This window comes from Helicobacter rodentium ATCC 700285, from assembly GCF_000687535.1.
Taxonomy (GTDB): domain Bacteria; phylum Campylobacterota; class Campylobacteria; order Campylobacterales; family Helicobacteraceae; genus Helicobacter_D; species Helicobacter_D rodentium.
Window position 1 is genome coordinate 33,612 of sequence record NZ_JHWC01000007.1, and the last position, 15,500, is coordinate 49,111.

General features: G+C 38.9%; 15 protein-coding genes. 6 read left to right on the forward strand and 9 right to left on the reverse strand.

Going from position 1 to position 15,500, the window contains the following annotated elements; all coding sequences use genetic code 11:
• Positions 1–5 precede the first annotated feature (5 nt).
• Positions 6–551: a hypothetical protein gene (locus BS85_RS0106415; protein WP_026944071.1), complete on the reverse strand. Its 546-nt coding sequence runs from the start codon at positions 549–551 to the stop codon at positions 6–8.
• A 100-nt stretch (positions 552–651) separates the two neighbouring features.
• Here BS85_RS0106415 and BS85_RS0106420 point away from each other — a divergent pair, with 100 nt between their 5' ends.
• Both BS85_RS0106420 and BS85_RS0106425 read left to right on the forward strand, forming a co-directional pair.
• A complete protein-coding gene (locus BS85_RS0106420) occupies positions 652–873 on the forward strand; it encodes a hypothetical protein (RefSeq protein WP_026944072.1) in 222 nt (73 codons plus the stop codon).
• A gap of 28 nt (positions 874–901) precedes the next feature.
• Positions 902–1,225: a hypothetical protein gene (locus tag BS85_RS0106425; protein WP_156938076.1), complete on the forward strand. Its 324-nt coding sequence runs from the start codon at positions 902–904 to the stop codon at positions 1,223–1,225.
• Positions 1,226–1,396: 171 nt separating this feature from the next.
• Here BS85_RS0106425 and murD read toward each other — a convergent pair whose 3' ends face one another.
• On the reverse strand, positions 1,397–2,653 hold the full coding sequence (gene murD, locus BS85_RS0106430) for a UDP-N-acetylmuramoyl-L-alanine--D-glutamate ligase (protein WP_026944074.1): 1,257 nt from the start codon (positions 2,651–2,653) through the stop codon (positions 1,397–1,399).
• Positions 2,654–2,662: 9 nt separating this feature from the next.
• Positions 2,663–3,721 (reverse strand): phospho-N-acetylmuramoyl-pentapeptide-transferase, encoded by a 1,059-nt coding sequence (gene mraY, locus BS85_RS0106435; RefSeq protein ID WP_026944075.1) that lies wholly within the window; start codon positions 3,719–3,721, stop codon positions 2,663–2,665.
• A gap of 77 nt (positions 3,722–3,798) precedes the next feature.
• Between mraY and gpmI the strand changes: the two genes are divergently transcribed.
• The 4 genes from gpmI to BS85_RS0106455 all read left to right on the forward strand — a co-directional run bounded on the left by gpmI (position 3,799) and on the right by BS85_RS0106455 (position 8,458).
• Positions 3,799–5,274, forward strand: a complete 1,476-nt coding sequence (gene gpmI, locus BS85_RS0106440) for a 2,3-bisphosphoglycerate-independent phosphoglycerate mutase (protein WP_026944076.1) — start codon at positions 3,799–3,801, stop codon at positions 5,272–5,274.
• 80 nt (positions 5,275–5,354) lie between these two features.
• Positions 5,355–6,065 (forward strand): PolC-type DNA polymerase III family protein, encoded by a 711-nt coding sequence (locus BS85_RS0106445; protein ID WP_026944077.1) that lies wholly within the window; start codon positions 5,355–5,357, stop codon positions 6,063–6,065.
• A 5-nt stretch (positions 6,066–6,070) separates the two neighbouring features.
• Complete coding sequence (locus BS85_RS0106450; RefSeq protein WP_026944078.1) at positions 6,071–7,387, forward strand: peptidase U32 family protein; 1,317 nt, start codon at positions 6,071–6,073, stop codon at positions 7,385–7,387.
• Positions 7,388–7,450: 63 nt separating this feature from the next.
• The gene (locus tag BS85_RS0106455; RefSeq protein ID WP_026944079.1) at positions 7,451–8,458 is read left to right on the forward strand and encodes an SAM-dependent methyltransferase; all 1,008 of its coding nucleotides are present in this window, start codon (positions 7,451–7,453) and stop codon (positions 8,456–8,458) included.
• A gap of 100 nt (positions 8,459–8,558) precedes the next feature.
• On the opposite strand, the gene BS85_RS11465 is transcribed toward BS85_RS0106455, so the two are convergent.
• From BS85_RS11465 to BS85_RS0106480, 6 genes are all read right to left on the reverse strand, one after another.
• Positions 8,559–8,705, reverse strand: a complete 147-nt coding sequence (locus BS85_RS11465) for a hypothetical protein (RefSeq protein WP_156938077.1) — start codon at positions 8,703–8,705, stop codon at positions 8,559–8,561.
• A 113-nt stretch (positions 8,706–8,818) separates the two neighbouring features.
• Complete coding sequence (locus BS85_RS0106460) at positions 8,819–11,038, reverse strand: endonuclease MutS2 (RefSeq protein ID WP_026944080.1); 2,220 nt, start codon at positions 11,036–11,038, stop codon at positions 8,819–8,821.
• Positions 11,019–11,399 (reverse strand): hypothetical protein, encoded by a 381-nt coding sequence (locus tag BS85_RS0106465; RefSeq protein WP_026944081.1) that lies wholly within the window; start codon positions 11,397–11,399, stop codon positions 11,019–11,021. Before BS85_RS0106465 ends, BS85_RS0106460 begins: the two co-directional genes overlap by 20 nt.
• Complete coding sequence (gene murC, locus BS85_RS0106470) at positions 11,400–12,737, reverse strand: UDP-N-acetylmuramate--L-alanine ligase (protein ID WP_026944082.1); 1,338 nt, start codon at positions 12,735–12,737, stop codon at positions 11,400–11,402.
• A complete protein-coding gene (locus tag BS85_RS0106475; RefSeq protein ID WP_026944083.1) occupies positions 12,728–13,867 on the reverse strand; it encodes a succinyldiaminopimelate transaminase in 1,140 nt (379 codons plus the stop codon). The genes murC and BS85_RS0106475 overlap by 10 nt, the downstream gene beginning before the upstream one ends.
• Positions 13,867–15,453: a DEAD/DEAH box helicase gene (locus tag BS85_RS0106480; RefSeq protein WP_026944084.1), complete on the reverse strand. Its 1,587-nt coding sequence runs from the start codon at positions 15,451–15,453 to the stop codon at positions 13,867–13,869. The genes BS85_RS0106475 and BS85_RS0106480 overlap by 1 nt, the downstream gene beginning before the upstream one ends.
• Positions 15,454–15,500: the final 47 nt, after the last annotated feature.

Sequence of the window (15,500 nt, forward strand, 5' to 3'; positions counted from 1 at the left end):
TAAAATTAACGCACAAAAGTGATAAAATGTATAAAACCAGCAACCAATACCATTGCAAAGGCAAGAGCGCAAAGCCTCCTTTTGTGTGCATAAAGCGCAACAAGCCCCCCAAAACTTGAAAGCATTGAAAAAGCAACTATACTCCTATAAAGATAGATTTCGTCCTCCTCCACAAAAGACATTTTGCCTCTAGGCACTTCGTCAAATAAAGAAAAGAGACTGCTTACAAGTATTACAACAAAAAAGCAAGTGTAGGGGTATAAAATCCAAAATCGTGGAAATCTCTGATGGGATTTAAGGCTTACCAATCCAATAACACAAAGGATAAGTGTTGAAGAAATTATAAGCAAATCTCCTAGTCTAGGCTTATGCAATGACAAAGTATCCAATGACACAAGGGATTCTAAAAACATATAGACAAAGAAGTTAAAGCAAAGAATCCAAAACAGCCAAAGCAGAATCCTAGCAGTTTGATTTTGAAAATAAATTGTGAAAGTGCCACCTATAGCAAAAAAGAATAAAAAAGCAAAAAACAAGACAATAAAATTCATACCGATTCCCTCTGAAGTCTAAAATTTGTGTATCTTAGCAATGTAATCAAAGATTATAATATTATTCTGCTAAAATGCGGAATCCTATTGGGAGGAGATAATGAATCTTAAAAAACTAAAAGAACAAGAAGTTGAGTTTTACAAAAAAATTGGTTTATATTGTGGTGTGGAGTTTAATAGAACACAAAAAATATGTAAATATCTTTCTGTGATTCTTGCATTTGCATATTTTTTGATTTTTGCGGTATATGTCTTTTATCTTGTGAATCATACTATTATTCAAATACTTAATAGGAATGGGTTTTGGGCTTTATGTTTTTAAAAGAGATTCGCTTAAAATTGGATTGCTTATGCTTTATTTCGCCTTTGGAAGTGTTTGTCTGCTTGGTGTGCTATTTTTTCAAGAGATTGTGGTAGAGAGCTATCCTTTAAGCTTACAAGAACTTCTCGCAATTCTTGCAGAAAACGATGAGGATAATCTCTCTCCTCGCCAAATAGGTTTATTGATGACTTGGAGTTTTGCGCTACCACTCTTTTTTACACTATTAGCAGTCTTAAGCGTCTTTATGCGTCGATTTGAAAGCAAACTTCCTGCTTTATTTTACTCTATTTACTTCTTTTGCCCTTTGCATTTTGTATGGCTTATTGGCTGTATATATTGTGGGTATTTATAATATCTTTGTAATGGGTTAAAGCGCAACTCAAACCGCCGTCATTGCAGATACTAGTGAAGCAATCCAACAATGTATAATCTTGCCATTAAAGATTTGTTGAATCCAATTTTTTTTGATTATGGATTGCCACGAAAATCAGAGATTTTCTCGCAATGACAGAATCCCGCTACGTCATTGCAGTGCGTAAGCCTTAAACTTCTCACCCCTTTCCTTATAGGAGCTAAATTGGTCTAAACTCGCCGCAGCAGGAGAAAGCAAGGCGACTGCATTGGTTTGTGTGCGAAAGGAATCTTTCATCTTTGCAACAGCATTTTCTAGCGTATAACACGCACAATGTGGAGTTTTTGTTTCTTTTGCAAGAGTGCAGAGCTTATCGGTGTTGCTCCCAATGGCAAAAATCTCCACATCGCATTGCGCAATCAAGTCAAAAAGCGGAGTCAAATCCGCCCCCTTATCATCGCCGCCTAGCACAAGCAGAATCTTTTTCTCCTTGTAGCATTTAATTGCCTCCATTGTCGCATCAAGATTCGTTCCCTTGCTATCATCTACCCACAAGTTGCCATTTTTATCGTGAAATTCCTCCATTTTGTGCGCACCGATTTTAAAGGTGTTTAAAAGCGCGTAATCTTGAATAGAAAATAGAATCTCACACGTGCTAAGAGCAAGAGTGGCGTCTAGCAAAAAAGGCTCTTTAAAGGCAATCGCACTTAAATTAAGGCGAAAAATATCCGCTAAATCTTGTGAATTTTGATAAAAAATGAGATTTGCAAGAGATTGTTTGCACAAAGGGTGTGATTCCAAATTCTTAGGCAGAATCGCTATTTCTTTCTCGCGCAAAAGGAGGATAGGCTTTAGTTTGTCTGCAATATAGTTTTCATAACTTCCGTGCCAACTAATGTGGTCTTGCGAGAGCGGTAAAAGTAAATAGAGAATCGGCTTTGCGATTTGTGTATAATGCAGAGTAAAGGAGCTAGTCTCCAAGATCCAAAAAGGCGCATTGGGATTTAGCTTTGCTAAGGGTGTGCCGATATTGCCACCACTTTGTGCGCCATAGGATTCTAATAAATGTGTGAGCATTTGCGTGGTTGTAGTCTTGCCATTTGTGCCACTAATCCACACAGAGGGTGGCATTTTAGAAAGTGTGGTTGCAAAAAAATCATATTCACTGCAAAGCTTTGCTTGAGGGTGTGTGGCGATAAATTCTAGTGCGGTTGTAATCATCGCATTATTAGGTGGAATCCCGGGACTTGTAACAATGGAGGCTTCGGGATTCTGCGCCAAGACTTCGCTTAGATTTTTGCTTGGAAGCAAAAGATTGCCTAAATCATCTTGACTTTTTTCTGTGAAACTATCATCTAACACAATGCAAGGGGCAAAAGATTCCGCAATCGCGCGATTTGTCCCGCCAAATCCTAAGAGTATTAACATAGCAGTCCTTTAGCGAAGTTTTAATGTAAGAAGCGCAATGAGATTGCTCATCAACGCCACAATCCAGAATCGCACGATAATTTTACTTTCACTCAAGCCTTTTTCCTCAAAATGGTGGTGCAAGGGTGCCATTAAAAAAATCTTTTTGCCGCGCGTCTTGTAGCTTCCAATTTGCAAAATTACAGACAATGCCTCCACGACAAAGATAAAGCCGATTAAAAAAAGTAGAATCTCATTTTTGGAGACAATCGCCATATACGCGATAAACCCGCCAAGACTTAAGCTTCCGCTATCTCCCATAAAAACTTGCGCGGGGTGGCAGTTATACCACAAAAAGCCAATGAGCGCACCAATGAGCGCGGCAGAGAGAATCACAAGCTCCCCACTATCTAGCACTTTAGGATAAAGTAAATAAGAGCTTAAGCCCGAGTGTCCCGCGACATAAACAAACACGCTTAAGGAAGTCAGCGCATAAATAGAGGGAATCGCAACCAATCCATCTAAGCCATCGGTGAGATTTACTGCATTGCTTGTTGCAACAAAAACAAGTGTCCAAAACAAGATACCAAAGAGATTCCAATCAAACATCGCATTTTTTAAAAATGGTAGATAAAATTCCGTGTTTAGTCCCGCAAAATACAGCCCAGAGGACAAAATAAGGCTAATAAGAATCTGCAATAAAAACTTTGTTTTTGCCCGCATTCCAGCATTCTTGCATTGCATAATTTTAGAATAATCATCGCTCACGCCAAGCAGGGCAAAACAAAGCAAAGTGAGAATCCCAAGCAACACATAAGTGTGCGTTAATTTCGCGCAAAACAAAGTCGCAAGCAGGGTTGTGCCAACAAACACGATTCCACCCATTGTGGGCGTATTGACTTTTTGTTGGTGGTTTTTGGGGGCAAATTCTGAAATGGGCTGACTTGCTTGTTTCTTACGCGCCCAGAGAATGTAATGGGGCATTAAAAAAATATTTAATAAAAATGCCATAAAAAAGGCAATGGCAGCCCGAACGGTAATGTATTGAAAGATATTAATATCCAAAAAAGCGTATAAATAATAAAGCATAAACTAGCACTTATAAATGAAATTTTAGGAAAAATTTAGGTAGGATTCTACCCAAAATAACTTTAAAAATTAGGAAAATTTCAATGAAAGCGGTTTTAGTGATTACAGATGGAATCGGATATAGTAGCAGACAAGAGTATAATGCTTTTTTTCACGCTAAAAAGCCAACTTATGATAAGTTGTTTGCGGAAGTGCCTTATGGAATGATTCAAACTTATGGGCTTTCTGTTGGTTTGCCAGAGGGACAAATGGGAAATTCTGAAGTGGGGCATATGAGTTTGGGGAGTGGTAGAATCCTTTATCAAGACCTTGTAAAAATCAACAAGGCGATTGAAAGTGGAATCCTAATGCAAAATCCAGCACTTGATTGTTTAAAGTCAAGTAAGCGTATTCACATTATAGGATTAATGAGTGATGGAGGTGTGCATTCGCATTTAAACCATATTTTGGCACTTGCATTAGGATTGGAATCTCAATGCGAAGTTTTATTGCATTTGATTACAGATGGTCGCGATGTGCCACCTAAAAGCATGTTGAAGTTTTTAGAGCAAACACAAACAAGTATTGAGGGCAAAAATATTCGCATTGTAAGTCTTAGCGGACGCTATTATGCAATGGATAGGGATAATCGTTGGGAGCGAGTGGAGAGGGCATACAATGTAATTGCCTTAGGGGAGAATCCACAAGCAACTTCTCCACAAGTTTATTTGCAAGCGCAATTTGAAGAGGGGATTTCTGATGAGTTTATTGTCCCTGCGTGTTTTAATAACTACAACGGAATCCAAAAAGACGATGGAATCATTTTTGCAAACTTTAGAAGTGATAGGGCAAGAGAGATTGTAAGGGCTTTGGGTTATGAGGACTTTAATGCTTTTGAGAGAAAAAAATTTACAAAGATTCCGCTTGTTACGATGACAATGTATGATAAGACCTTTCCTTTTCCGATTCTTTTTCCTAAAGAAAGTCCTAAAAATACCCTAGCGCAGATTTTAGCTCAGCATAATTTGCGTCAATTCCATACTGCAGAGACTGAAAAATATGCACATGTAACCTTCTTTTTTAATGGTGGAATTGAAGAGCCTTATCCAAACGAAACGCGTCTTTTGGTGCCTTCTCCACAAGTTGCAACTTATAATTTACAACCACAAATGAGCGCAAAGGAAGTGGGCAATGCAGTATTATTAGCCATTGATGAAGGCTATGACTTTGTTGTGGTAAATTTCGCAAATGGTGATATGGTGGGACACACGGGCGATTATGAAGCTGCAATCCAAGCCGTAGAGGCTGTGGATAGTGAATTGGGTAGAATCTACGCAAAGGCGCAAGAGAAAGGTTATGGGTTGTTAATTACAAGCGACCACGGAAATTGTGAGGAGATGAAAGACGAGCAAGGCGAACCTTTGACGAATCACACAATTGGCGATGTGTGGTGTTTTGTTGCGGCTAATGGTGTAGAATCTGTGCGAAATGGGGGCTTAAACAATATTGCTCCAAGTATTTTGAAGTTAATGGGAATTGCGATTCCACAGGAAATGGATGAGCCACTTTTTTAGGAATTGTATGCGTTTAAACAAAAATATAAAAATTAATCGTATAATTACGAGTAATTTTTAACTTACTTCAAGGGGTAAGAATGACACAAGAGGAATTGGATTCATTGTTGGGTAGCGATATGGACGATATTGCACAAGGGAATCAAAAGCAAGAAGCTGGAAGTGAAAATCAAGAGGGTTCAAGAGTTGCTTTAGAAGATCCTACAATTAAAGATGAAGCAAAAGCGGAAGATTTTCTTATTGAACAAGATGTGAGTTGGCCCCCACCACCGCCAACTGCGGAACATAAAGTGGTGCATCAACTAGACGATGTAACGCGTGATTCTGAAATTAAAGCCACAGAGATGTTTGATAAGCTAGAAAAAATCAACAATCTTGATGCGGATGTAGAAGAAGCCTTTGCAGAGATTCAAGAATTCATCATTTCTCAAGAAGAGCTTTTGCAAAAGCTCCATACTAAATTTCCAGATTTTCACACATTTAATGAGCAACTAGAAAAAGCAACAAAAGTCAAGGCAAATGTGCAGACAATTTCAGATTCCCTACAAGAAATCTCTAATATTTCATTGGACGCAATGGAGGCAATGCAATACCAAGATATTCATCGTCAAAAGATTGAGCGCGTCATTAACATTATGCGCGCACTCGCAAGGTATATGAGCTCACTCTTTGAGGGCAAAATTGATGATAACAAACGCGTAAGCTCCGCAGTGCATATTCAAGGGGATAAAACAGAGAATGTTGTCAATGAAAGCGACATTGAAGCTTTAATTGCAAATTTTGGCAAATAGTCTGAATGCGGATTCCAGAATTACTCTCTCCAGCAGGGAATCTTAAAAAACTAAAAATCGCTTTAGAATATGGTGCGGACGCTGTTTATGGAGGGGTGAGCCATTTTTCATTGCGCAACCGCTCGGGCAAAGAATTTGATTTTGATTCTTTCCAAGAAGGTGTGGAATACACACACCAAAAGGGCAAAAAGATTTATGTAACCATTAATGGATTCCCTTTTAACTCTCAACTTAAACTATTGGAATCCCATATTGAAAAAATGGCTTCTTTAAAGCCCGATGGATTCATCATTGCAACACCGGGTGTTGTGAAGCTATCCCGCCAAATTGCGCCACAGATTCCAATCCACCTCTCCACACAAGCCAATGTGCTAAATGTCCTAGACGCACAGGTATTTTATGAGCTTGGAGTGAAGCGTATTGTTGCAGCTAGAGAATTAAGCTTAAAAGACGCCATAGAGATTAAAAAAGCCTTACCAGATTTAGAATTGGAAATTTTTATTCACGGCTCAATGTGTTTTGCATTTTCCGGACGCTGTTTGATTTCTGCATTGCAAAATGGACGCGTGCCAAATCGTGGGAGTTGCGCGAACGATTGTCGGTTTGACTATGAATATTATGTGCGTGATGAGGAGAGCGATAAGCTTGTGCGCTTTAATGGAAAGGAATTTTACGCAAAGAATCCGGACAATGGTGTAATGATGCGCCTAGAGGAGCAAGAGGGCGTGGGAACGCATATTTTTAATGCGAAAGATTTAAATTTGTCCGCACATATTCCTACGATTCTGCAAAGTGGTGTGATTGATTCGCTAAAGATTGAGGGACGCACAAAATCAAGCTACTATGCAGGAATTACCGCTTTAGCATACAGACGCGCATTGGAGGATTATGTCAAAGGCGATTTTGTAGAATCGCGCTATGTGCGTGAGCTAGACACACTAAAGAATCGCGGTTTTAGTGATGGCTATATCATTCATCGCCCTTATGAGAAGTTGAATACACAAAACCATCTCACCGCCATTAGCGAGGGGAGCTATCAAGTCAATGCCGAAGTGAGTGAAGATGGCAAGAGTGCGCTTTGTCGCCACACAATCCGCCCTAATGAACCAAAAGAAATTGTGAGTGCGCATTGGGATTCTATTCCAAGTGGCAAAAACGAAATAGGGGAGATTTTTGAAAAGAATGGCAAAAAATATTTGCAACTTTTTAAGATTCTGCTCGTGAATGGCAAGGAATTAGAATCTATCCATAGTGGCAATGAAAACGCCTTTCTCTTGCCCTTTACTTTGCCGCCTTTTAGCTTTTTACGACAAAAGATTTAGGCTGCTTATAGTTGTTTATTGGATTCTTGCAGACTAGAGAATAGATAAGGAGGAAGCAACCAAATGGAATCGCAAAGCTTTGGTGCGTTTATGCAAGAATGGCTTTATGGAGAAAATGGATACTATCGTGCGGTACGTGTGGGCAAAAAGGGGGATTTTTATACCAATGTGAGTGTGGGAAAATTTTTTGGTTTCACTCTAGGAATTTATTTGCAAGGGATTCTAAAATCTTTAAAGGGCAGAATTGCAATCATAGAAATTGGAAGCGAAAAGGGTGATTTGATTGCAGATATAGCGAAATTTTTGAGTTTAAACGCGGTAGAGAATGTAGAGTTTTGGACATTAGAACCCTTGAAAACTCTACAAGAAGTGCAAAAGAAAAACTTTCAAACAAGACTGCAAAAAGAGTTAAAAACTGCTCTGTGCTTAGAAGATTTGGGCAAGCTTGATGTTGCGTTATTTGTGAGTAACGAGCTTTTGGACGCCTTTGCTTGTGAGCTAGTTTTTAAAGGAGAAATGGCGTTTATAGAGGGTGGGGAGTTGGTATTCAAGGAAGCTAATGCGGAGGTTTTAGAACTTGCAAAGGCTTTTAATGTAGAAATTGGAGAGATTCCGCTTGGTGCGTTTGATTTTGCAAATCAGCTTTCTAAGGTTGCTCCAAAATGGCTTTTTTTAAGCTTTGATTATGGTGCATTGGAGGCAAGAAATTCTTTTTCTTTGCGGCTTTATTTACGACACGAAACACATAATTTTTTCTTAAATCCTACCTCTAAGCTTTGCGATTCCGCACTTTTAAATTTGTTTGGTCAAGCGGATTTGACTTACGATGTAAATTTCACTCTTTGGAAAGAGGCATTTTTGCGCACAGGAGCTAAGGAGTGTTTCTTGTCTCATCAGAATCGCGCACTCGTGGATATGGGATTGGATAAAATGTGCGAATGGTATATTGCGCATTTTGGATTAGAAAATTATATGGCACAGAGTGCTAAAGTGCGCACTTTGATTTCTCCCGGGTCTTTTGGTGAGCGATTCTTTGGAATGTGTTTTGCAAATTTTGAAATTTCTAAGTAAAGCAGACTAAACGATAGAATCTTGCAAAGATTCAAGTGGCAGACGCTTTGGTTTTCTGTTGTTGCGCGGAATAAACAAAGTGAGACAAAGCAATCTGTAATTAAGCAAAAAGTAAATCAATGGAATCTTCAAGGAAGCGCATTATTATAGATTGCCACGAGATTCTAACGAATCTCTCGCAATGACAGAATCCCACCGCGTCATTGCGAGGCGTTAGCCGAAGCAATCCCAATCTTGCATAAAGCAACCTCTACAATGGAATCTTTAAAACCATTTCATATTATAGATTATCACGATTCTTTATAAAATCTTGCAAGGATGTGGGGTGAAATTCTTGTAATGAAACGGAATCGCATTGTTTTAGAGTTTTACAATTTTCGCGCCAAAACCACCCATTTTTGCGGGGGCGTCTGTGAAATCCACCACTTTTGGGTGGGATTTTAAAAAATCCCGAACGATTGATGATAGTCTCCCTGTGCCGATTCCATGATAGATTAACACTTCATCAAATCCCGCAATGAGGCTATTGGAGATAAACTCTTCTAATTTTTCTATTGCTTCATCAGCCCTTAATCCGTGCAAATCAAGCACAACATTAGCATTTTGCGGGGTTTGAATTTGGATTTTTGTTTGAGGAGGTGTTGGCAAATTACCATAATGCTTGATTTCTTTTGTGGAGACTTGCAGTTTGATTCCATCTTCTAGCTGAATGAGTGCCTTGTTTTTGTTTAAATTTAAAATGATTCCGCGATGATTGCGGTATTTAATGCGCTCATTGATTGCAAAGACTCTTGTTTCTTGTTGGTTTTGTGGCTCTTGATGGTTTGTGTTTCTCGCCTCGTTTAAAAGTTTGTTTGCTAGGCTGATTTGGCGATGAATGTTTTGAGGAGATTGCTCTTTGATTGCTTTTTTGGCTGCATTAATCGCTTCTGCATAGGCGGATTCTAGCTCGTTTTTAGATTTTAAAAATGCCTTTTCTAGCTCCAATTCTTTGTCTTGTAAATGAATAATTTTTTGTTCTAAATGCGCACTTTTTTCCTCTGCTTTTGAAATTTCATTTTGTAGTTTCATTTCTAATCTTGAGGAATTTTCAATCAATGTATTAAGTTTCTCTTTGTCTTCACCATAAAGGATTTTTGCCTCATTGATAAGTGATTTTGGGATTCCATAACGCAAGGCAGTTTCAAAGGCATAGCTTTTTCCAATCGTTCCGCTAAGAAATTTGAAAGTCGGCATTTCGCGTTCCTCATCAAATAAAGCGGCAAGCAGCTGCACACGAGAATCTCCAGCCATCAATGCGGCAAGACGCTTATGGTGTGTTGTGATGATGATTTTATTGCCTTTTTGCATAAGGTTTTCTAGTAGAACCTTAAACAAACTTGCAGCTTCATCGCTGTCTGTGCCTAACTCTATTTCATCTATGCCAATAATTCCCTCTTTTTCTCTTAGGATTTGGCTAAATTGCAGCATTCTGCCACCAAAGGTGGAGATGTCATTTTTGCTATTTTGCGGATCTTCTAAGATAAGGTTTAGGTGTTTGAAATTGCCAATGCTAGATTTGTGCGCGTTAATTGGAAGCGGAATGAGGTGCTTAGAGAGAAATACTGCGCTTAAAATGGATTTTAAAAGCATTGTTTTACCGCCCGCATTCACACCGGTTATCATTAGGACTTGTTCTTTAAAGGCTAGGGTAATAGACTTTGGATTCTTTAATGCAGGGTGGCGGAACTCATTTAAAATAATGGAGGAATCGCTTGTTTTGGGAGTGAGAAATTCTAAGTCATAGGAACGCGCAAAAAATAGCCTTGCTTGGTAATTGTCTAAGCGGTCAAATTCTTTGTTGATGAAGTTTAAAAAGAGAAAATGTTTAGTAAAAGTGCTAGAAATTTCACGCGAGATATTGAAAAGCTGCTCCTCTTTCTTGTTATTTAGCTCATTGTATTTATCCTTGAGATTTGCAATGCTTTGGGGCAACACATAAAAGAATCCTGTGGCGGAGCGGTTTAGGATTTGCCCTTTTAAAATATGGTGGAATCCCGCTTTTAGCAACAAACATTCCTCATCATTGATTAAATGGATTTGCCTATCCACCAAATAGGAGTTTAGTTTATTTTGGTTAAGGATTTGGCTTAGGACTTGTGAGATTTCTCTTTTGGTTCGCTCCATTCCTGCATTAATGGAATCTAACTCTAAATAGATTCCCTCTTTTAAATTTCCATTTTCTAAAAAAGATTTTGAAATCTCCAAGATTGCTTCGGGGATTATAATTTGATTCAACCACTCCCCTAAGATTCCTTCGCATTTTAGGCTTTTAAAATAGTGAAAATAGCGGATAATCTTTACAAATTCAAAGATTTCATCTAGTTTTAAATAGCCAAATTTTTTTAAAAGCGCAAGAGCGGAATCCAAATTTTGAATGGATTTTGGAGGAGTAAAAAGCACCGATTCTAAGGCTTGAATGTAACGCAAGTGGATTTTACTATCCCCTTGCAAGAATAAGTCTTTTGGTCGTGCCAAAAAGCTTTCAAAAGTCCTTAAAAAGTCTTCTAAATCTAGTTGTTTAATGAGATTTTGTGTCATCTTTTAGCTTACAGGCTTTGAGTGGAATTGTTTTGCGATAATAATTGCTTTGTTCTTTTCCCATAAGGGTGAGAGTGCCGCTGATAAAATTAAAAGTCGTGCGATTTGCTTCAATGCTTTGCGTGCCAACTTGACAGATTAAATCTTTGCCTTGCAAGAATAATTGCGCTAAATCGTTAATCTTGTCTTCTTTTTTATCTTGAAAAAAGGTAAAGATTCCAATACTTGCGGCAATTACAAGCAACAAAATACCAAAATAGATACGCGTTTTGCGCTGGATAACATTAAATTTGGAGAGGATTTGTGCTAGGAAGGCTAAAAGCGCAACAATTAAGATAAAAAGAATCCAAAAGCGCACCATTTAGATTCCCCCTCTTAATGCGTAGGTAAGATTACCTGCATTAAATCCAACAACGATTCCATTCTCTAAACGCCCTATGGTTTGATGTTCTTTCATAAGGAGCAAAGTGTTTTCTTGACGCACGATAGAATCTGCAAAAATGGGTTGGTATTTAGCGAAAAGCTTTTGAAAATCTATTGGGATTGCGCTTTCTCCCACCGCATATACGGGCAAAATAATTAACTTATCTACGCCCTCAAAACAATTGATGAACCCTTGCAAGTTATCTGCAATGCGTGAGTATTTATGCGGTTGCCAAATAGCAGTGAGTGGCTTGATACAAGTTAATTCTTGGTATTTTTTGAGGGATTTTAAGGTTGCGGTGATTTCTGTGGGGTGGTGTGCGTAATCATCAATAATCACACACTTATCATAGGATAAAATATCAAATCGCTTCTTGATTCCACAATAGTCTTGTATATTGTTTTGAATTGTATTTAAAGGTAAAATTTGCGCGGCTGCAAGTATTGCTAAAGAAGCGTCAATCGCGATATGCTCTCCCAAACCATACACGCTAAATTTGCCATAATCCTTTCCCTCGCAACGAAGGCGGAATTGAGTTTTTGGGATTCCATTTTCTACCAAATAAGAAATTTCACTCAAATCTTTGCTGGGATAAAATCGGATACAAGTATTTCCTAAATCTCCTAAGGAGCTTAAAAAGGAATCCTCTGCATTAATGACACAGATTTTAGAGAATCGCAAAAAGTCTTCATAGGCTTTGTGGAATTGCGCTAAGTCGTGGGCATAAGTTTCCATATGCTCGGGTTCTGCATTGGTAACGATTGCGCAAGTAGGATTACATTCTAAAAAACTCTTGTCGGATTCATCGGCTTCAAACACCACACGATTCCCGCTTAGTGCGCGTGTGTTAGAGTGAAACTCTTTACTCTCTGCGCCAATGAGCGCACTTGCGTCTTTTAAGATTGCGCTTAAGATTGCAGTAGTCGTGCTTTTGCCGTGCGCTCCCGCAACTGCAAAGACTTCTTTGTCCCCTAGAATCATCTTGAGGGATTCTTTGCGAGAAAGCACAGGAATCCCTTGCTTATGGGCTTCTTGCACTTCAATGTTGTCGGGCTTGATGATTGCGGAGTGAATGACTAAATCTTGTCCGCAAATGGCTTCTTTTGCGTGAGGAATGCTCACTTTAATCCCCATAGCCTTTAATTCTTTTGTAATACAACCCTCTGCAACATCTGAACCGCTTACTTTTGCGCCTTGTGCAAGTAAGAATTTTGCAAGAGCAGAGATTCCAATCCCGCCAATACCGATAAAATGGATTTTTTTATCTAAAGCCATTTTTGCAACCTTAAAAGTGCGTCTTGGATAATGGGTTCTTCATAAACCAAAGCTAAGCGCACAAAGTTATTGCCGGGATTCTCTCCGTTTTTTTCTCTTGAGAGAAAACTGCCGGGTAGCACTAAAATGTTTTCATTTTGTAGTAAGGTTTTTGTCCATTCTAAATCGTTGGTTACAGGTAGCCACACATAGAAAGTATCCTGTGGAATCCGTAAATTTGGGATTTTCTCTCTTAGAATTTCTGCGGCTAATTGTAAGTTTTTTGCATATTGTGCGCGTGAATGTTCTGTGTGTGTATCCTCACTCCACGCGACACTTGCGGCTTTTTGCAAAGGTAAGGGAGAGGCGCAGCCTATATAGGTGCGGTATTGCAAATAAGGCTTTAAAATGGTGGAATCTCCCGCAATAAATCCACTTCTTAAACCCGGAGCGGAGGAGCGTTTGGAGATAGAATTAAGGGCTAGAATATTTTTAAATCTCGTATTGCCCACCGCGACACTTGCTTCTAGGATAGAATGTGGCTTAGAATCACTATAAATTTCACTATAACACTCATCGTTTAGGAGTAAAAATCCAAATTCTAATGCGCATTCCACCCAATACTTTAACTCCTCAAGGCTTAAAGTAGCACCTGTGGGATTGTTTGGAGAGTTTAGAATCACCAAATCGCATTCTTGCATTTGTTCTTTTGTGAGTTTGGGTTTAAAGGCGTTTGTGGAATCCAAATTCATATAAATACTCTCTGCCCTTGCAGCAATGGCTGCTCCCTCATAGATTTGATAAAACGGATTTGGGTGCGCTAGGGTAGGATTTGCTTTATCAAATAAATAAAACTGCGGGAAGTTAAACAGCACTTCGCGTGTGCCAAAAGTTGGGATTAATTCATTGGGTTGTAATTCCACATTGAAGCGACGTTGGATAAAGCCTAGCATTGCAGTTTTTAAGAAGTCCTCTCCCGCGGTTTTAGGATATTTATTTAAGGATTCCACATTCTGCTTTAAGGCATCACAAATGCACTTTGGCGTGGGGAATTGTGGCTCACCAATCGTGAGAGAAATGCGCCCTTCTTTTTGTGGAATGTCTTGAATGAGGGCTTGGAGTTTTTCAAAAGGATAGGGTTGGAATTCCATTATCGCTTCCTTTGTTGCTTAGATTGCGCTTTTTGTGTGTTGGGTTTTGCATTTTTTGCACCCTTTTTGGTGCTTTCTTTGGGATTCCTTTTGCCGTTTCTTTTAGATTCCTCTTTAAAGTTGCCTTTGCGTGATTCTTTTTTAGAATCCCTAAAGTTTCTTTGAGGTTTCTTGGATTCTCTCTCGTTATCATTTCTACTATGTTTTCTGCCGCCTCTATTCTGTGTATCTTCTAATTGCAGTTGCAGTTGGTTTAAATCCTTTTTGTTTAATCCAATTTTATTAGGTCCTAACACTTTAGAATCTTGCAACACCATTGAGAGTAATTTACACACAAGTTGCGTCATATCGGCATTTCCGCGTATTTGCTCATATACACGCAACGCATCATCGCTAATGGCGTGTTTTAGGATTCTATCTAGCAGGTTGGAATCTTGTTTGTCCATTGTATCTTGAATGTTTGGAATCTCGTAGAGTTCAATACTTGCTTTTGTGTTTTCTTTGATTCTTCTAATTTCTTTAAACTCTAAAGGCGTGGCAAGTGTAATGGCTATGCCTTTTTTCCCTGCTCTACCTGTTCTTCCGATTCTATGCACATAGGATTCTGGATTCAGCGGAATATGGAAGTTAAAGACATGGCTAACTCCGCTAATATCAAGCCCTCTTGCGGCAATGTCTGTGGCTACAAGAATGTTAATGCTAGAATCCTTAAAGGCGTTGATAGATTTTAAACGTTCTCTTTGCTCCATATCTCCGTGTAAAGCACCTGCTTTATATCCACGCGCTAAGAGGCGTTCCGATAAAATATCTGCTTCCTTTTTCATTCGCGTAAAAATGATGGCTTTATTTGGCATTTCGCTATCAATGAGGCGCACAATGGCGTCCTCGCGCTCACTTTCATTGATGATATAGTATCTTTGGGAAATATCTTGATTTGTAGCGTCCTCTGGAGTTACTTTGATGAGTTTTGGATTATTAAGAATCTTTTGCGCTAAATGCTTAATGGGAATGGGCATTGTTGCTGAAAACAATAGAGTTTGTCGGGTGTTAGAGAGGTAGGTAAAAATCTCCTCAATATCATCTAAGAATCCCATATCTAGCATTTCATCGGATTCATCAAGCACAACAACATTTGGAGAGAAATTTTTAAGCCTCTCATTCCTTAAATGATCTAGCAGACGACCGGGTGTTGCAATGATGATTTGAGGATGTTTTTCTAGCAATTCAAGTTGTCGGCGAATCGGTTGCCCACCAAAGAGTGAGACGGTTTTGACTTTGCTGTATTTGCCTAATTTAAAAATTTCATCGCCCACTTGCATTGCTAATTCTCGCGTAGGCGTAATGACTAAGACTTCAATTTCACCATTGTGTTGCAAATTGTTAATTAAAGGTAAGCCAAAAGCGGCGGTTTTGCCCGTGCCTGTTTGGGCTTGTGCAATAACATCTAAGCCATCTAAAATAAGCGGAATCGCTTCTTGCTGAATCGGACTAGGCTCGGTAAAACCGGCTTCCTTAATGCCTCTTAAAATATTTTTTTTAAAGCCAAAGCATTCAAAGCCGCTGATAAAACCTTGTCCATTATCCATTTTAGAAGTATCAAGATTGTAAGAATCTCGTCTGCTGGACTTTTGTT